We start from the raw sequence: 18,271 nt of genomic DNA, 5'->3' as shown, positions 1-18,271 counted from the left end.
AACCCGCGTCGGGACGCGGGCTTAGCCTGATAAACGTAGGCGAATTGTAAAAGATAAAGCGCTGGCGTGGTAGTGCCGGCCGCTGGCCGGCATTGGCCGCCATTCAACCTCCGGGCTGCCGGCCAGCGGCCGGCACTACCCCATTCACCCACCTGAGTGAAATCTGACCGGGCCGGCCGGTTTTGCTGCACTGCAAAATGCCATACGGTACCGTCTGGTCCTAGTATCAAACAATCGTTTGATTAAGGTCCGCCCGCCGATGGCCAAACCCGCCCACTTCTCGACCAAGGACCGCATCCTCGGCGCGGCCGAGGAGCTGTTCGCACAGCATGGCTTCGCCGGTACCTCGCTGCGCCAGGTGACCAGCCAGGCCGACGTCAACATCGCCGCGGTCAACTATCACTTCGGCTCCAAGGAAAACCTGGTCAACGAAGTCTTCCGCCGCCGCATGGACGAGATGACCGGCGCGCGCCTGGCGCAGCTGGAGCGCGCCCGCAGCGAACACCCCGGGCAGCTGCGCCCGGTGCTGGCCGCCTTCGTCGAGCCGGCGCTGGCGCTGGCCCAGGACCGCCAGAACGGCGGCGCCTTCGTGCGCGTGATCGCCCGTGCCTACGCTGAAAAGAACGACAACCTGCGCAAGTTCCTGTCCGACCACTACGGCCACGTGCTGCGTGAGTTCGGCAAAGCGATCGCCACCTGCGTGCCCGGCCTGAGCAAGGAAGAGCTCTATTGGCGCCTGGATTTCCTCGCTGGCTCGCTGACCTATGCCATGGCCGATTTCGGGCTGATCAAGCGACCTGCCGGTGTCACCGAAACGGCGCATCGTGCCCATGCCGCCCATGAACTGATCCATTTCGCCGAGGCCGGATTCCGTGCCGCCGCCCGCAGCGGCAGCGCCCTGCCCGCCTCCATTGATTCCACCCAGTAACTGCTGACCAACAAAGGCCCTACACCATGTCCAATTCCCTGCTAGTCCGCCGCGCCGCCGTGCTGGGTGCCGGCGTCATGGGTGCCCAGATCGCCGCCCACCTCACCAATGCCGGCGTCGACACCGTGCTGTTCGACCTGCCTGCCAAGGAAGGTCCGGCCGATGGCATCGTGCTGAAGTCGATCGCCAACCTCGGCAAGCTGAGCCCGGCGCCGCTGGCCAGCAAGTCGCTGGCCGAAGCCATCACCCCGGCCAACTACGAGACCGGCCTGGAACAGTTGAAGGACTGCGACCTGATCATCGAGGCCATTGCCGAGCGCATGGACTGGAAGCAGGACCTGTACAAGAAGATCGCGCCGTTCGTGGCCGACCACGCGGTGCTGGCCTCCAACACCTCGGGCCTGGGCATCAACAAGCTGGCCGACGTGCTGCCCGAGCAGCTGCGTCACCGCTTCTGCGGCGTGCACTTCTTCAACCCGCCGCGCTACATGCACCTGGCCGAGCTGATCCCGGCCACCACCACCGATGCCGCCGTACTGGAAGGCCTGGAAGCATTCCTGGTCACCACCCTGGGCAAGGGCGTGGTGTACGCCAAGGACACCCCGAACTTCATCGGCAACCGCATCGGCGTGTTCTCGATCCTGTCCACCATTTACCACACCCAGCAGTTCGGCCTGGGCTTCGATGAAGTGGACGGCCTGACCGGCCCGCTGGTCGGCCGCCCGAAGTCGGCCACCTACCGCACCTCCGACGTGGTCGGCCTGGACACCATGGCCCACGTCATCAAGACCATGGGCGACACCCTGCCGAACGACCCGTGGCATGAGTTCTTCAAGTCGCCGAAGTGGCTGGACGCGCTGATTTCCAAGGGCGCACTGGGCCAGAAGACCGGTGCCGGCATCTTCCGCAAGGTCGGCAAGGACATCGTCGTGCTCGACCTGGAGAAGCAGGACTACCGCCCGGCCGACCGCACCGCCGCACCGGAAGTGGTCGAGATCCTGAAGATCAAAAACCCGGCCGAGAAGTTCGCCAAGCTGCGCGAGAGCCAGCACCCGCAGGCGCAGTTCCTGTGGGCGACCTTCCGCGATCTGTTCCACTACAGCGCCTACCACCTGGCCGACATCGCCGAGACCGCGCGCGACGTCGACCTGGCCATCCGCTGGGGCTACGGCTGGTCGCTGGGCCCGTTCGAAACCTGGCAGGCCGCCGGCTGGAAGCAGGTCGCGCAGTGGATCGCCGATGACATCGTGGCCGGCAAGAGCATGAGCAACGCCCCGCTGCCGGACTGGGTGTTCGATGGCCGCGACGGCGTGCACGCCGCCGAAGGCAGCTACAGCCCGTCGCGCAACGCCAAGCTGCCGCGCTCGTCGCTGCCGGTGTACCAGCGCCAGCGCTTCCCGGATCCGCTGCTGGGCGAAAAGTTCGCGCCGGGCGAGACCGTGTTCGAGAACGACGGCCTGCGCATGTGGCACGACGGTGATGGCATCGCCGTGGTCAGCTTCAAGACCAAGATGAACACCGTGTCCGACCAGGTGCTTGATGGCCTGCAGGAATGCGTGAGCCGCGCCGAGAAGGATTTCCAGGGCCTGGTGATCTGGCAGCAGAAGGAACCGTTCTCCGCCGGTGCCGACCTGGCCGGCGCGCTCGGCCTGCTGCAGGCCGGCAAGGTCGACCAGTTCGAAGAGATGGTGCACAACTTCCAGCGCACCAGCCAGCGCATCAAGTACTCCCTGGTGCCGGTGGTGGCTGCGGTGCGCGGCCTGGCACTGGGTGGCGGTTGCGAGTTCCAGATGCACAGCGCCAAGACCGTGGCCTTCCTGGAAAGCTACATCGGCCTGGTCGAGGCCGGCGTCGGCCTGCTGCCGGCCGGTGGTGGCCTGAAGGAACTGGCCGTGCGCGCCTCGCAGGCCGCGGGCCCGGGCGGTGACGTGTTCGCGGAACTGAAGAAGACCTTCGAGACCGTGGCGATGGCCAAGGTGTCCAACTCGGCGGTCAACGCCAAGGAACTGGGCCTGCTGCGCAGCACCGACAAGGTGGTGTTCAACAGCTACGAGGCCCTGCACATCGCCAAGGCCGAAGCACGCGCCCTGGCCGAAGCGGGCTACCGCCCGCCGCTGCCGGCACGCCGCATCCAGGTCGCCGGTGACGTGGGTATCGCCACCTTCAAGATGATGCTGGTCAACATGCTGGAAGGCCGCTTCATCAGCCCGTACGACTACGAGATCGCCGAGCGCATCGCCACCGTGCTGTGCGGCGGCAAGGTCGACCGCGGCACCCTGGTGGACGAAGAGTGGCTGCTGACCCTGGAGCGCAAGCACTTCGTCGAACTGGCCCAGCAGGAAAAGACCCAGGCCCGCATCGCGCACATGCTGAAGACCGGCAAGCCGCTGCGTAACTGATCGCCCCTCCCTGCTTCCGGTGGGTGCCGACCGTTGGTCGGCACTCCGGCTAAAAAATTCAAGAGATCACTGCAATGACCAAGCAAATCCAGGACGCCTACATCGTCGCCGCCACCCGCACCCCGGTTGGCAAGGCGCCCAAGGGCATGTTCCGCAACACCCGCCCCGATGACATGCTGGCCCACGTGCTGCGCAGCGTCGTCGCGCAGGCACCGGGCGTGGACGTCAACCGCATCGATGACGCGATCATCGGCTGCGCCATGCCGGAAGCCGAGCAGGGCATGAACGTGGCACGCATCGGCGTGCTGCTGGCCGGCCTGCCCAACACCATCGCCGCACAGACCGTGAACCGCTTCTGCTCCTCCGGCCTGCAGGCCGTGGCGCAGGCCGCCGACGCGATCCGCCTGGGCAATGCCGACCTGATGCTGGCCGGCGGCACCGAGTCGATGTCGATGGTGCCGATGATGGGCAACAAGATCGCGATGGCGCCGAGCGTGTTCGACAACGACCACGTGGCCATCGCCTACGGCATGGGCATCACCGCCGAGAAGGTCGCCGAAGAGTGGAAGGTCTCGCGGGAAGACCAGGACGCCTTCGCCCTGGCCTCGCACCAGAAGGCCATGGCCGCCATCCAGAACGGCGACTTCAAGGACGAGATCAGCCCATACGAGATCGTCTCGCACCTGCCGGACCTGGCCGATGGCCAGCGCATCATCACCCGCAACAAGATCGCCGACACCGACGAAGGCCCGCGCCCGGATTCGTCCGCTGAAGGCCTGGCCAAGCTGCGCCCGGTGTTCCGCAACGGTCAGTTCGGCGGCACCGTCACCGCCGGCAACTCGTCGCAGATGAGCGATGGCGCCGGCGCCGTGCTGCTGGCGTCGGAGCAGGCGATCAAGGATTACGGCCTGACCCCGCTGGCCCGCTTCGTCAGCTTCTCGGTGGCCGGCGTGCGCCCGGAAGTGATGGGCATCGGCCCGATCGCCGCGATTCCGAAGGCGCTGAAGCAGGCCGGCCTGACCCAGGACCAGCTGGACTGGATTGAACTGAACGAAGCGTTCGCCGCGCAGTCGCTGGCGGTGATCCGCGATTGCGGCCTGGACCCGAGCAAGGTCAACCCGCTGGGTGGCGCAATCGCCCTGGGCCACCCGCTGGGTGCGACCGGCGCGATCCGTACCGCGACCCTGCTGCACGGTCTGCGTCGTCGCCAGCAGAAGTACGGCATGGTGACGATGTGCATCGGCACCGGCATGGGCGCAGCGGGTATTTTCGAGGCGCTGTAAGGTTCAAAGCGTTGCCGGCTGATTGTTGGTTGGCTGTGGGGCCCGGGTGGGTGAGGCTGCCCGGGACACGCCGTAAACCCGTCCCTGGGGGCTTGGCAGCGGCATCCATGCCGCTGACAGTCCCGGTCAGCCTCACCCACCCGCGCCACCCAACATTCCGCGCGGCGGAGGGGTGAGCAAAGGCAGGGTCAAAGGCCGGGGTCAGAGCCCTTTGCTGCGCAAAGGGATCTGACCCCAACAATCAAAAAAAGGCAGCCAGAGGCTGCCTTTTTTGATTGTGCTTCTGCCTTTGATTCCGCCCATCCCGTCCGCGCCGCACGGAAACTGTCGAGAGGGGGCGGATGGCCCTCTCCAAAACCGTTGGCGCCATGGATGGCGCCATCGAGCACCATGGAAGGGCTTTGGCGTGTTTTGGAGAGGGCCATCCGCCCCCTCCCCCACGTATCAATCAAGGCGCCGCGAACGGAGCGCTTGATAAACCTTATTCCGCCAACATCGCCGTCAGTTTCTCCCGCGCCGGGCCGGCCAGCTTCGGGTTGTCCAGCGCGAAGCGGATCGTCGCTTCCACCAGCCCCAGGTGCGTGCCGCAGTCGAAGCGGGTGCCCTCGAAACGATAGGCATCCACCTCTTCGGTCTTCAGCAGCTGCGCGATCGCATCGGTCAGCTGGATCTCGCCGCCGGCACCGCTGCCGGTCTGCTCCAGCAGCTCGAAGATCTTCGGGCTCAGCACGTAGCGTCCGACCACCGCCAGGTCGCTCGGGGCGTCCTCCGGCTTCGGCTTCTCCACGATCTGCGAAATGCGTCCCTTGCGGCCATCGAAGGCCTCGGTCGCGACGATGCCGTAGCTGGCGGTCTTGTCGTGCGGCACATCTTCAACGGCAATGACACTGGCGCCACTGGCTTCGTTGAGATCGGCCATCTGCTTCAGCGCACCAGCACCGCGGTTCCAGATCAGGTCGTCCGGCAGCAGTACCGCGAACGGCTCGTCACCGATCACGGCCTTGGCACACAGCACCGCATGGCCCAGGCCCAGCGCCTCGGCCTGGGTTACGAAAACCGCACGCACGCCGTTGGGCAGCACGTGACGGATCAGCTCCAGCTGCTCCTGCTTGCCGGCACGCTCGAGCTTCTGCTCCAGTTCGTAGGCCTTGTCGAAGTAGTCGGCAACCGCATGCTTGTAGCGGTTGGTGATGAACACCAGGGTGTCACAGCCCGCTTCGATCGCTTCATCCACAGCGTACTGGATCAGCGGACGATCAATGATCGGCAGCATTTCCTTCGGCACCGTCTTGGTTGCCGGCAAAAAGCGCGTCCCTAGCCCTGCCACTGGAAAAACTGCCTTGCGAATTCGCTTGCTCATTGGTGCCTGTTGGCCTCACGTGCTGGAAAGGGCACGACTTTAGCGGATGAAATGTAAGCATCCTGTTCGATCGGTGAGAACTCCGGCATCGTCGCGAACAGGACTTCCTTGATGGTGTCGGTGTCGTAGCTGCACACCGCTTCGCGCAGGCGCGGCACGTTACCCAGCACCAGATCGCGCGAGAACATGCGTACACCGGCCTCGAGGATCTTCGGGTGCGCGGTGGCGCGGTAGTCTTCGTCCGAATAGAACAGCGTCTCGTGCAGCTTCTCGCCCGGACGCAGGCCGGTGTAGATGATCGGGATGTCCTTGTACGGCTGCTTGCCTGCCAGGCGGATCATCTGCTCGGCCAGCAGCCGGATCGGCACCGGCTCGCCCATGTCCAGCGTGTAGATCGCACCGTGCGATGCCGAGGCGGCCGCCTGCAGGATCAGCTGGCAGGCCTCGGGAATCGTCATGAAGTAGCGGCTGACTTCCGGATCGGTGACCGTCACCGGCCCGCCACGCAGGATCTGTTCGCGGAACAGCGGGACCACGCTGCCGGCCGAGGCCAGCACGTTACCGAAGCGCACCGTGACGAAACGGGTATGCGTGGACCTCTGGTCCAGGCTCTGGCAGATCATCTCGGCGTAGCGCTTGCTGGCACCCAGCGCATTGACCGGGTCGACCGCCTTGTCGGTGGAGATGAACACGAAATGTTCGACACGGGCCTCAAGGCAGGCGCGCGCCACGTTCTCGGTCGCCAGGATGTTGTTGCGCACGGCTTCGCGCAGCTGCCGCTCAAGCACCGGCACATGCTTGTAGGCCGCAGCATGGAAGGCGGTATCGACCGGATGCAGCGACAGCGCATGGCGGATCACCGCCGGGTCACCGCAGTCACCCAGTACCGCTTCGATCTCGACATCGGGGAAACTGCGGCGCAGCTCACCCTCGATGGTCAGCAGCAGCAGTTCACTCATCTCCAGCAGGATGATGCGGCCGGCGCCATGGCGCGCACACTGGCGGCACAGCTCCGAACCAATCGAACCGCCGGCGCCGGTCACCATCACGGTACGCCCGCCCAGCCAGCCTCGGATGAGGCTCCAGTCCGGGGTGATCGGCTTGCGGCCGAGCAGGTCCTCGATCGCCACTTCCTTCAGCTGGCCCGGCAGCGACTGGCCCTGCAGGATGTCGCTGAGCTTGGGCACGGTCCGGAACGGCACGCCGGTGCTTTCACAGATGGCAACCACCCGTTGCATGCCTGCGGCGTCCAGCGAGGGCATGGCGATCACCAGCAGCTTGGCGGCGGTCTCGCGGACCACTGCCGGGGCATCATCCAGGCTGCCGAGGATGGGCAGCCCCTGCAGCTTGGCGCCACGCAGGTGCGGTGCATCATCCAGCAGACCGACCGGCTCGAAGTTGCCGGAACGGCGCAGGTCACGGACCAGGGTTTCAGCCGCCTGCCCGGCGCCCAGGATCAATACCCGGCGTGCGCTGGAATCCGACTGCAGCGCCTGATAGTCCTTCCAGGCCCGGTACAGCAGCCGCGGCGCGCCCAGCAGCGCCGACAGCGCGAACGGATAGATCACCAGCACCGACATCGGAACGCCATCGAAGCGCTTCCACATCAGTACCAGCACGATGCCGACCAGGCCGATGAAGCTGGCCTTGAAGATGTTCAGCAGGTCGCTGACGCTGGCGAAACGCCACAGGCCGCGATACAGGCCCACGCGCCAGAACACCAGGCCCTGCAGCAGCAGCACCAGCGTGGTATCGACATTCCAGAGGGGCAGCGCCGGCGCGTTGGGGAGAATCGAGTACCGCCCCGCGTGGAGCAGCTGCCAGCATGCCCAGACCATGAACAGGTCGTGGCAGACGATGGCCGAACGCGGCATCAGGCCGAGAATTCTGTCCCGCCAGGGTGAAGCCATAAGTCAGGTAGTTCCTTGTCGGTGACGCAATCCATTGCGCAGGAAGAGCCAGAGGGCGCTCAGCGCAATGAACCACGCGATCGCCACGACAGCCTCCCACCTCGGCTGCAAATTCGAGCAGACATTAAGCACTGTAATACTGAACAGGCCCAAAGCAAAGTACATCCCTGTCACCTGGGCATGGCTGGCTCCTGCCTGCACCGCCCGCTGGTAGACGTGCTGGGTATGGGGTTCCATCCAGCGTTGCCCTGAAATGATGCGCGCCAGCAGCGTGAAGCCTGCGTCCACGAGGAACGCCGAGGCCGGCACCAGCAACAGGATCCAGTGGATATCGGTCTTCAGGCTTGCGATCGCCAGAACGACGGCAACCGCATATCCGAGTGCGCCACTTCCGACATCACCCATGAAGATCCGCGCCCGTGGGAAGTTGAACGGCAGAAAACCCAGGCAGGCCAGACCGAGGGCCACGGCCGCAAGCGAGTACGGCCAGGGCAGCACTGGTGCCAGGCCCAGCGCGACCACGACAGCCTGGCTGGCGGCAATGCCGTTGATGCCATCCATGAAGTTCCAGATGTTGATCAACGAGGCAGTGAACAGCAGCACCAGCACGGCCAGCAGCCAGCTGCCACCGTGCACCTTTACCAGTGCGGCCAGCAGTGCGGCGGCAATGAAATGCACCATCAGACGGCGCATGGCCGGCAGCGGCCTGTGGTCGTCCCACCAGCCGATGCCCGCCACCAGCACCAGTCCCAGACTGACAAGCAGCAGGCTCGGCATTGCTGCGGGCCAGATCCACATCGCCACGCCCGCAGTGACCAGGAGGCTGATGACGATGGCGATGCCGCCGCCGCGCGGGGTCGCCACGCTATGGCTGCGACGCTCGCCCGGCTGGTCCATCAACTGCTCGCGCAGGGCATAGCCCCGCGCAGCCCACGTCAGCACCGCACTCAGCAGGGCCAGCCCCAGCAGCGCGCCCATCACGAGCCACGGCATGGATCAGAGCACCGCGTAATTCAGCAGCGGCTTGACCGTGCCCCACTCCTTGCAGCTCGGGCACTGCCAGTGGTGAGTGCGTGCACCGAATCCACAGCGGGTGCAGCGATAAGCAGGGTTGCGCACCAGCAGCTGATCGGTGATGTGCTTGAGGTCGTGCAGGGTGGCGGTGGAATCGGCGCCTTCGGCCAGCGTCAGGTCGATCAGCGCGGACTCGCCACGTACCGACGGACGATCTTTCAGCTGGCGACCGAGGTAGGCACGGGCCGGGGCCACGCCCTCCTGCTCTTCCATCAGACGGGTCAATGCCAGCACCGGCGCAATGCCACGGTAGTGCTCGGTCATTTCCGAAAGGAAGGCACGCGCGCCACCGAGATCACCGACCTTGCGATAGTTCTGCATCAATGCGGGCAGCAACTCCGGCAGATACTCGGGGTCGTTGCGGGCAGCGCGCTCGAACGCACGCACGGCGGCTTCGGCGTTGCCCGCATCCGTCTCCAGGCGCCCTTCGATGATGCCCGCGCGTACCGACATGGCATCGGCCTGGTAGGCACGAGCGATCGCCGCCCTCGCCTCTTCCAGCTTGCCGGCGCCGCGGAAACGCTCGGCCAGCTCGCATTCGAACTGCCCGATCAGCTTGCCCATCGGCTCGCCGGTCACGTCTTCGAAGCGGGTGGCATTGTCGATCGCCTTTTCCCAGTCGCGCTCGGCCTGGTAGATGCCGATCAGGTGCTTCAGCGCCTGCGGTGCACGCTGGTCCAGCTGCGCCAGCTCGGTGAACACGGTCTCGGCGCGGTCCAGCAGACCGGACTTCATGTAGTCCTCGCCCAGCGCCAGCAGGGCCTGCACGCGCTGTGCATCGCTCAGGTCATGGCGGTTGACCAGGCCCTGGTGCAGGCGGATCGCGCGATCCACCTCACCGCGACGGCGGAACAGGTGGCCCAGCGCGACCTGGGTCTCGAAGGTTTCCTTGTCCAGCTCGGCGATGTGCAGGAACAGCTCGATGGCCTTGTCCGGCTGTTCGTTGAGCAGGTAGTTCAGACCGCGGAAGTAGGTGCTGGACAGTCGGCTCACCTGGTTGTCACCGTGGCGTTGACCGCCACGCCGTCCGATCACCCACCCGGCCAGTGCAGCCAACGGAACGAACAGAAAGAACCAGAACCACTCGGTGACGAAATCCATCTTCGATCAACGTCCATCAAAAGATTGGGGGGAAACGCCTGCGGCCGGGGTGGCCGCCACGGACTTGTTGGCGCGGCGCAACTGGCTGTAGAGCGGAATGACCACGCTCACCAGCACCAGACCGGCGCCGACCACGACACCGATCAGCAGGGCGGCAATCAGCGCCACACCGACGGAGGTGTTCAATTGGGTAAACAGCAGGTTGATCGACATTGCGGTCATGTTGACCGCACCAATGATCAGCCCAAGGATCAGGACCGCCAGCAGGACCAGCAGACGAAAAACCTTCATGCGACAGCTCCAGTGGCAGGAGTCCGTAGCTTATCCGACTCGCGGCTGGATTCGCACGCGGTGGCGCGACGGGGCTCAGGCCGGATCGGCGTCCAGCGGCAGCACACTGCTGACCCGCTCGCGCAGTTCCTTGCCCGGCTTGAAATGGGGGACATGCTTGCCCGGCAGGGCAACCGATTCGCCGGTCTTCGGGTTGCGACCCAGGCGCGGCGGACGATAGTGCAGCGAAAAGCTGCCGAAACCACGGATTTCGATGCGATCCCCGGCGGACAGCGATCCGCCCATCATTTCCAGCAACGACTTCACCGCCAGATCGACATCATCGGCCTTCAGGTGCGCCTGGCGGCGCGCAAGGATTTCGATCAGTTCGGATTTGGTCATCACCGGCTCACATCAGGGGCATCTCAGCCTGAAACGCCCGGGCAATGCCCGGGCCGTCCAGGAAACAACGAACAGCGTAAGGCCGATTACTCGGACTTGTTGCCGTTCAGCTGTGCACGCAGCAGCGCGCCCAGCTGGGTGGTGCCGCTGGAAGCCGAAGAGGACTGGTATTCCTCCAGCACTTCGCGCATTTCCGCGTCATCCTTGGCCTTGATCGACAGCTGCAGGGTGCGGCCCTTGCGGTCCATGCCCACGAACTTGGCTTCGACCTTGTCGCCGACCTTCAGGTGCTGGGTAGCGTCGTCAACGCGCTCGTTGGCGATGTCGCGAGCCGACACGTAGCCTTCGATGCCGTCGGCCAGTTCGATCACGGCGCCCTTGGCGTCGACTTCCTTCACCACGCCTTCGACCTTGGAGCCCTTCGGATTGGCAGCCATGTACTGGCCGAACGGATCCTGCTCCAGCTGCTTCACGCCCAGGGAGATGCGCTCGCGCTCCGGGTCGACGGCCAGGACGACGGCGTCCAGGGTATCGCCCTTCTTGAAGTTGCGAACGACGTCTTCGCCGGTGGTGGCCCAGCTGATGTCGGACAGGTGAACCAGGCCGTCGATGCCGCCGTCCAGGCCGATGAAGATGCCGAAGTCGGTGATCGACTTGATCTGGCCCGACACCTTGTCACCCTTCTTGTGGGTGGCAGCGAAGGTTTCCCACGGATTGGCGGCAACCTGCTTCATGCCCAGCGAGATACGGCGACGCTCTTCATCGACGTCCAGCACCATCACTTCGACTTCGTCACCAACCTGCACAACCTTGGACGGGTTGACGTTCTTGTTGGTCCAATCCATCTCGGAGACGTGCACCAGGCCTTCGACGCCCGGCTCGATCTCAACGAACGCACCGTAATCGGTGACGTTGGAGACCTTGCCAAAGACGCGGCTGTTGGCCGGGTAACGACGGCCGATGTTGTCCCACGGATCCTCGCCCAGCTGCTTCAGGCCCAGCGAAACGCGGTTGCGCTCGCGGTCGAACTTCAGCACGCGGACGTCCAGCTCGTCGCCGACGTTCACGACTTCCGACGGGTGACGCACGCGCTTCCACGCCATGTCGGTGATGTGCAGCAGGCCGTCGATACCGCCCAAGTCCACGAACGCGCCGTAGTCGGTCAGGTTCTTGACGACACCCTTCAGGATCGCGCCTTCCTGCAGCTTGTCCATCAGCTGCTCGCGCTCTTCCGAGTGCTCGCTTTCGACGACAGCGCGGCGCGAGACCACGACGTTGTTACGCTTGCGATCCAGCTTGATGAGCTTGAACTCGAGTTCCTTGCCTTCCAGGTAGGCCGGATCGCGCACCGGGCGCACATCGACCAGGGAACCCGGCAGGAAGGCGCGGACATCCTTGATGTCCACGGTGAAACCACCCTTGACCTTGCCGCTGATGCGACCGGTGATGGTTTCGTTCTTTTCCAACGCTTCTTCCAGCTCGTCCCACACCATCGCGCGCTTGGCCTTCTCGCGCGACAGGACGGTTTCGCCGAAGCCGTTCTCGATCGAGTCGAGGGCGACCTTGACGATGTCGCCTTCGGCGACGTCGATTTCGCCAGCGTCGTTACGGAACTGTTCGATCGGCACGATGCCTTCGGACTTCAGGCCAGCGTTGATCACCACGACGTCGCCGCGGACTTCAACAACGGTACCGCTGACGATGGCGCCCGGCTTCAGCTTGGCCAGGTTGGCCTGGCTGGCTTCAAACAGTTCGGCAAATGATTCGGTCATTAGATTTACTCTGTTGGACACATGGGTCGGTAGCGTCCCCTTCAGGGGAATGGCGACCGCCCGCCTGTTGGTCGACCCCGGAAACGCAGGTCGTGTGTAGTAGGAAAACCGCCACGCATCATTGCGCGACGGAGCTGGTACAGCACTGCTATGCGCGACCACCACCGATGTTGCTGGCAGTGCTCCCGCGCGAACGGATCAGGCAGCCGGAACCGGAAGCAGATCCATCACTCTGGCAACGACATCTGCGATGCCGATGCCTGTGGTGTCGATGAGGACAGCATCGTCTGCCGGCTTCAGGGGCGCCACGGTACGCTGAGCATCACGGGCGTCGCGGGCCATGATCTCGCGCAGGAGGTCATCAAAGTTAACAGAAACCCCCTTGTCTTTCAACTGCTTATGCCGGCGCTCAGCGCGCTCCTCGGCACTGGCGGTCAGGAAGACCTTGTAGGGGGCGTCCTTGAAGATCACCGTGCCCATGTCGCGGCCATCGGCGACCAGGCCGGGCAGCTCCCTGAATGCGCGCTGGCGCTCCTTCAGGGCGGCCCGGACCTCGGGAATGGCAGCAATGGCCGAGGCCAGCGCGCCGGTGGTCTCCAGCCGCAGCTCGTCGGTGGCATCGGTGCCGTTCACCATGACCCGCATGGCTTCACCCTGCTCGACAAACTGAACGTGGGTATCGAAGGTGCAGCGGACCAGCGCCGAGGCATCGGAGGTGTCGATGTCGGCCCAGCTCGCGGCCACGCCCACCGCCCGGTACAGCGCGCCCGAATCCAGGTAATGCCAGCCCATCCGGCGCGCGATGATGCGGCTGATGGTACCCTTGCCAGCCCCTGAAGGGCCGTCGATGGTCAGGACGGGAGCGAGTGGATTCATGGGGTTCCCAGAGCGTGTGAAGGGGTCATTCTAGCCCCTGTCAGACGCCCCCAACGGGATCTTTTGTGCAACCACTTGAAACCACGAGGAAAAGCCCGGTAGAATGGCGGGCTTGAACGAGCGTCAACTGCCGATTGTCTTTCGCATATCGCGGCCACGCTCCACCCGAACAACTACTGTTTACGCCGAGGTATGCCATGAAAGTCCTGTCCTCCCTGAAGTCGGCGAAGGCCCGTCACCGTGACTGCAAGGTCGTGCGTCGTCGTGGCAAGATCTTCGTCATCTGCAAGTCGAACCCGCGTTTCAAGGCGCGTCAGCGCTAAGCCCAACAGCCTTCGCGGCTGCGGCTGGCCCTACGCGGGGCCGATCCGATGCAAAAAGCCGCCTTCGGGCGGTTTTTTGTTTATGCGGCTTTTTCCTGCCGTTTTTGCTGTAATCGCCTTTCTTGACCACTGGGGAGTAGATCGAGATGAAGCGTTACCTGTCCGCCCTGGCCGTGATGGCCACCCTGGCCGCCGCCACACCGGCGATGGCCGATACCCTGCTTGTCGACCGTGCCCGCGAGAAGCCGGCCGGTGCCCTGCCCGTGCGCGGCCAGAGCATGCAGCAGGTGCAGGCGCAGTTCGGCGCGCCGAGCGAACAGCTGCAGCCGCGTGGCGGGCAGAAGCGGCAATGGCCGACCATCAACCGCTGGGTGTACCCGCAGTTCACCGTCTACTTCGAGAAGCAGAAGGTGATCGACGTGGTGGCCAACCAGGCGGACCCGAACGAAATCGGCCCGAAACCGCCGATCCGTTGATCCCTTTACCCGCCGTGGGCGGGCCTGTGTAGCGAGACCATGAACCAGACCCTTCGTTTTCCTGCCGAGTGGGAAGCCCAGAGCGGCGTCCTGATTGCCTGGCCCACCGCCGACACCGACTGGGCCGACCGCCTGGGCCAGGTGGAAGAGACCTACATCGCCCTGGTCGCGGCCATCACCCGCTTCCAGCCGGTGCTGATCTGCGTGGCCGACGACGATGTGGAGACCTACGCCGAGATGCGGCTGCGCTCCAACCGCATCGACATGGACAAGGCCCACTTCACCACGGCGGCCTACGACGATACCTGGCTGCGCGACTCCGGCCCGATCACCCTGCGCCGCGCCGATGGCGGGTTCCAGCTGCTGGATTTCCGCTTCACCGGCTGGGGCGGCAAGTTCGACGCCACCCTGGATGACCAGCTGGTGGGCGTGCTCGACCAGGCCGGCGTGTTCAACAACGCCCCGGTGCGCAGCATTCCGTTCGCGCTGGAAGGCGGCGGCATCGAGACCGACGGTGAAGGCACCCTGCTGACCACTTGGAAGTGCCTGCACGAGCGCCACCCGGACCGCGACCGCGCCAGCCTGAGCGCCGACCTGGCCGATTGGCTGCAGCAGGACCGCGTGCTGTGGCTGGACCACGGCTACCTGGAAGGCGACGACACCGACGCACACATCGACACCCTCGCCCGCTTCGCCTCGGCTGACAGCATCGTCTACCAGGCCTGCGACGACGAGAGCGACTCGCACTACGCCGAACTGCAGGCGATGGGCAATGAGCTGGCGGCGCTGCGCACCAAGGACGGCCAGCCGTACCGCCTGTTCCCGTTGCCGTGGGCACAGCCGGTGATCGACGAAGGCCGTCGCCTGGCCGCGTCGTACGCGAACTACCTGATCGTCAATGGCGCGGTGCTGATGCCGGCCTATGGCGATCCAGCCGACGATCTGGCCCGCGATGTGCTGGCGCAGGCGCACCCGGGCCGCGAGATCGTGCAGGTGCCCTGCCGCTCGCTGATCTGGCAGAACGGCAGCCTGCACTGCATCACCATGCAGCTGCCGGAAGGCCTGCTGAAGGCATGACGGATGACGCCGGGCCACGCCCGGCGCTCCCCCTGTAGCTTCGAGCCATGCTCGACTGGCCTTTTGTAGAGCCGAGCCCACGCTCGGCTGGCGCGCTCGCGCGACCGGAGCAGAACGCAGCCGAGCATGGGCTCGGCTCTACAACACCGGCCCATTCAGCGCGCGACACGCGGTCGCTGCCCATCCGCGCTAACATGCAGGTTTTCCCCCGCAGGAACGCCCCGCATGAACTCGCGCAGCCCCCTTACCGTCGCCCTGATCCAGGAGCGCAACCACGGTGATGCCGCCGCCAACCTGGCGGTGATCGAAGCACGCGTGGCCGAGGCGGCTGCGCAGGGCGCGAAACTGGTGCTGCTGCAGGAACTGCATAACGGCCCGTACTTCTGCCAGCACGAATCGGTGGACGAGTTCGACCTGGCCGAGCCGATTCCGGGCCCGAGCACCGAGCGCCTGGGCGCGCTGGCGAAGAAGCACGGCGTGGTACTGGTCGGCTCGCTGTTCGAGCGCCGTGCTGCCGGCCTGTACCACAACACCGCGGTGGTGTTCGAGAAGGACGGTACGCTGCTGGGCAAGTACCGCAAGATGCATATCCCGGACGACCCGGGCTTCTACGAGAAGTTCTACTTCACCCCGGGCGACATCGGCTTCACGCCGATCGATACCTCGGTGGGTCGCCTTGGCGTGCTGGTGTGCTGGGACCAGTGGTACCCGGAAGCGGCGCGCCTGATGGCGTTGGCCGGTGCCGAACTGCTGCTGTACCCGACCGCGATCGGCTGGGACCCGGACGATGTGCAGGACGAGAAGACCCGCCAGCGCGACGCGTGGGTGCTGAGCCACCGCGGCCACGCCGTGGCCAACGGCCTGCCGGTGCTGAGCTGCAACCGCGTCGGCCACGAGGCCTCACCGCTGGGCGCGTCGGGCATCCAGTTCTGGGGCAACAGCCACGTGCTGGGCCCGCAGGGTGAGTTCCTGGCCGAAGCCGGCACCGATGCCACGGTTCTGCTGTGCGATGTCGACCTGCAGCGCAGCGAGCATGTGCGCCGCATCTGGCCGTTCCTGCGCGACCGCCGCATCGACGCGTACGGTGACCTGCTCAAGCGCTACATCGACTGAGCTGGAGCCCGCGCATGGCCGTCCTCATCCGTGATGCCGGCCCGGCCGACATCGACGCGATCACCGCGATCTACGCGGTGGAAGTGACCGACTTCGTCAACACCTACGAGTACGACATCCCGGACGCGACCGAGATGCTGCGCCGCATGCGCGACATCATCGATCGCGGCTTTCCCTACCTGGTCGCCGAAATCGACGGCCAGGTGGCCGGCTATGCCTACGCCAATACTTACCGCACCCGCGTTGCCTACCAGTGGACCGTGGAAAACTCGGTCTACGTCGATGCCGCGTTCCAGGGCAAGGGCGTTGGCACCGGCCTGCTGCAGGCGTTGATCGACGCCTGCGTGGCGCGTGGCTACCGGCAGATGGTGGCGGTGATCGGCGAACCGACCAATACCGCTTCAATCAAGCTGCACGAACGCTTCGGCTTCGAGCTGGTGGGCGTGTTCCGTGGCCTCGGCCGCAAGCATGGCCGCTGGCTGGATACCGTGCAGATGCAGCGCGCGCTCGGCGACGGCGCCGACACCGCACCTTCCAATGAATGAACCCATGACCGAAACCCTTCCCGAGACCGGCGACGACCTGTTCGCCGGCCAGCCGGTGCGCGTCGTTGAACGCGACGGCGTGCGCTACACCCTGCTGGGCACTGCCCACGTCTCCCGCGCCAGCGTCGAGGCGGTGGAGAAAGCCATCGACAGCGGCCGCTTCGATGCCGTTGCCGTTGAACTGGACCCGCAGCGCCTGCAGGCGCTGAGCGACCCCGACACGCTGGCCAAGCTCGACCTGGTCGAGGTGATCCGCAAGGGCCGCGTCGCCCTGTTCGCCGCCAACCTGGCCCTGTCCGCCTACCAGCGTCGCCTGGCCGAACAGCTGGACATCGAGCCGGGCGCCGAGCTGAAGCGCGCGGTGGAACTGGCGCGCGAACGCGACCTGCCGGTGCACCTGATCGACCGCGAGGTCGGCCTGACCTTCCGCCGCGCCTCGCAGCGGCTGGGCTTCTTCGGCAAGCTGAAGCTGGTTGCCGGTCTCGGCGCCGGCCTGTTCTCGTCCGAGGAAGTGGGCGAGAACGAGATCGAGAAGCTCAAGCAGGGCGACATGCTGGAATCGAGCTTCGGCGAGTTCGCCAGCGAGAGCCCGGCACTGTACGAGACCATCATCGGCGAGCGCGACCGCTACATGGCCACGCGCCTGCGCGAGGAACACAACCCGCAGCAGCGTGAAGTGCTGGCGGTTGTCGGTGCGGGTCACCTTGCGGGTCTGGCGCGCTATCTGGAAACCGACACCGAAGCACCGGCGCCGCTGCGCGCCGAGCTGGAAGCGGTGCCGAAGAAGCGCAACATTCCGTGGTTCACGCTGGGCATCCTGGCGATCGTGGCGACCGGTATCGGCGTGGGCTTCTACCGCGGCGGACTGGGCGTGGGCACCGAACTGCTGGCGACCTGGGCGATGTATACCGGCGGCCTCGCCGGCCTGGGCTGCCTGTTGGCCGGCGGCCATCCGCTGAGCATCCTGACTGCGATCGCAGTGGCCCCGTTCAAGCCGTTCCGCCTGAGCATCCCGACCGGCGCATTCTCGGCGCTGGTGGAAGCGCGCCTGCGCAAGCCGGCTTACGAAGACTTCCTGAAGCTGCGCGACGACGCGCAGAGCCTGAAGGGCTGGTATCGCAACCGCGTCACCCGCGTGGTGCTCACCTTCATGCTGACCAACATCGGCAGCATGCTCGGCCTGTGGCTGACCACGTTCAAGGTGTGGGGCAAGGTGGCGGGTTGATTGTTCCGTGTAGCGTCGAGCCAAGCTCGACTGCGCTCTGGTAGGTGCCAACCTTGGTTGGCACGCCATGCCCGGCAAAAAAAGGGGGAGCCGCCCCACTACGACCGGCCTCCCCCACACCACAACACGTTGACGTG

At 65.4% G+C, this 18,271-nt stretch carries 17 protein-coding genes; 9 read left to right on the top strand and 8 right to left on the bottom strand.

Annotation, left to right across the window (positions count from 1 at the left end):
* The first annotated feature begins 259 nt into the window (after positions 1-259).
* From FQS62_RS09360 to FQS62_RS09350, 3 genes are all read left to right on the top strand, one after another.
* On the top strand, positions 260-928 hold the full coding sequence (locus FQS62_RS09360) for a TetR/AcrR family transcriptional regulator (protein WP_208043124.1): 669 nt from the start codon (positions 260-262) through the stop codon (positions 926-928).
* 26 nt (positions 929-954) lie between these two features.
* Positions 955-3,327, top strand: a complete 2,373-nt coding sequence (locus tag FQS62_RS09355) for a 3-hydroxyacyl-CoA dehydrogenase/enoyl-CoA hydratase family protein (RefSeq protein WP_208043123.1) — start codon at positions 955-957, stop codon at positions 3,325-3,327.
* A 74-nt stretch (positions 3,328-3,401) separates the two neighbouring features.
* The gene (locus tag FQS62_RS09350) at positions 3,402-4,610 is read left to right on the top strand and encodes an acetyl-CoA C-acyltransferase (protein ID WP_057500646.1); all 1,209 of its coding nucleotides are present in this window, start codon (positions 3,402-3,404) and stop codon (positions 4,608-4,610) included.
* Positions 4,611-5,091: 481 nt separating this feature from the next.
* Here the strand turns inward: FQS62_RS09350 and galU are convergent, their stop codons facing one another.
* From galU to cmk, 8 genes are all read right to left on the bottom strand, one after another.
* Positions 5,092-5,970 (bottom strand): UTP--glucose-1-phosphate uridylyltransferase GalU, encoded by an 879-nt coding sequence (gene galU / locus FQS62_RS09345; RefSeq protein WP_049447862.1) that lies wholly within the window; start codon positions 5,968-5,970, stop codon positions 5,092-5,094.
* The gene (locus tag FQS62_RS09340) at positions 5,967-7,880 is read right to left on the bottom strand and encodes a polysaccharide biosynthesis protein (protein ID WP_049447861.1); all 1,914 of its coding nucleotides are present in this window, start codon (positions 7,878-7,880) and stop codon (positions 5,967-5,969) included. The genes galU and FQS62_RS09340 overlap by 4 nt, the downstream gene beginning before the upstream one ends.
* 3 nt (positions 7,881-7,883) lie before the next feature.
* On the bottom strand, positions 7,884-8,873 hold the full coding sequence (locus FQS62_RS09335; protein WP_208043706.1) for an MraY family glycosyltransferase: 990 nt from the start codon (positions 8,871-8,873) through the stop codon (positions 7,884-7,886).
* 3 nt (positions 8,874-8,876) lie between these two features.
* Complete coding sequence (lapB, locus tag FQS62_RS09330) at positions 8,877-10,055, bottom strand: lipopolysaccharide assembly protein LapB (protein ID WP_049447859.1); 1,179 nt, start codon at positions 10,053-10,055, stop codon at positions 8,877-8,879.
* A gap of 6 nt (positions 10,056-10,061) precedes the next feature.
* Positions 10,062-10,346 carry a lipopolysaccharide assembly protein LapA domain-containing protein gene (locus FQS62_RS09325; RefSeq protein WP_049447858.1) on the bottom strand — a complete coding sequence of 95 codons (285 nt, stop codon included), beginning with the start codon at positions 10,344-10,346 and terminating at the stop codon, positions 10,062-10,064.
* Between the two features lie 75 nt (positions 10,347-10,421).
* Positions 10,422-10,727, bottom strand: coding sequence for an integration host factor subunit beta (locus tag FQS62_RS09320; protein WP_005409286.1), 306 nt, complete (start codon positions 10,725-10,727; stop codon positions 10,422-10,424).
* An 86-nt stretch (positions 10,728-10,813) separates the two neighbouring features.
* Positions 10,814-12,499, bottom strand: coding sequence for a 30S ribosomal protein S1 (gene rpsA / locus FQS62_RS09315; RefSeq protein WP_049447857.1), 1,686 nt, complete (start codon positions 12,497-12,499; stop codon positions 10,814-10,816).
* 198 nt (positions 12,500-12,697) lie between these two features.
* Positions 12,698-13,375 (bottom strand): (d)CMP kinase, encoded by a 678-nt coding sequence (gene cmk, locus FQS62_RS09310; protein ID WP_049399452.1) that lies wholly within the window; start codon positions 13,373-13,375, stop codon positions 12,698-12,700.
* A gap of 197 nt (positions 13,376-13,572) precedes the next feature.
* Here cmk and ykgO point away from each other — a divergent pair, with 197 nt between their 5' ends.
* The 6 genes from ykgO to FQS62_RS09280 all read left to right on the top strand — a co-directional run bounded on the left by ykgO (position 13,573) and on the right by FQS62_RS09280 (position 18,134).
* Positions 13,573-13,698 (top strand): type B 50S ribosomal protein L36, encoded by a 126-nt coding sequence (gene ykgO, locus FQS62_RS09305; RefSeq protein ID WP_005409283.1) that lies wholly within the window; start codon positions 13,573-13,575, stop codon positions 13,696-13,698.
* A gap of 176 nt (positions 13,699-13,874) precedes the next feature.
* Positions 13,875-14,174, top strand: a complete 300-nt coding sequence (locus tag FQS62_RS09300) for a hypothetical protein (RefSeq protein WP_226053522.1) — start codon at positions 13,875-13,877, stop codon at positions 14,172-14,174.
* 39 nt (positions 14,175-14,213) lie between these two features.
* Positions 14,214-15,251 (top strand): agmatine deiminase family protein, encoded by a 1,038-nt coding sequence (locus FQS62_RS09295; protein WP_208043240.1) that lies wholly within the window; start codon positions 14,214-14,216, stop codon positions 15,249-15,251.
* A 225-nt stretch (positions 15,252-15,476) separates the two neighbouring features.
* The gene (locus FQS62_RS09290; RefSeq protein WP_049442792.1) at positions 15,477-16,364 is read left to right on the top strand and encodes a carbon-nitrogen hydrolase; all 888 of its coding nucleotides are present in this window, start codon (positions 15,477-15,479) and stop codon (positions 16,362-16,364) included.
* A gap of 14 nt (positions 16,365-16,378) precedes the next feature.
* Entirely contained in the window at positions 16,379-16,909 is a 531-nt protein-coding gene (locus tag FQS62_RS09285; RefSeq protein ID WP_049447852.1) for a GNAT family N-acetyltransferase, read from the top strand.
* Positions 16,902-18,134, top strand: a complete 1,233-nt coding sequence (locus FQS62_RS09280; RefSeq protein WP_010484557.1) for a TraB/GumN family protein — start codon at positions 16,902-16,904, stop codon at positions 18,132-18,134. The genes FQS62_RS09285 and FQS62_RS09280 overlap by 8 nt, the downstream gene beginning before the upstream one ends.
* Positions 18,135-18,271: the final 137 nt, after the last annotated feature.

This window comes from Stenotrophomonas sp. SBJS02 (assembly GCF_020428325.2).
GTDB lineage: Bacteria > Pseudomonadota > Gammaproteobacteria > Xanthomonadales > Xanthomonadaceae > Stenotrophomonas > Stenotrophomonas africana.
This window is presented reverse-complemented; position numbering and strand designations above follow the sequence as displayed.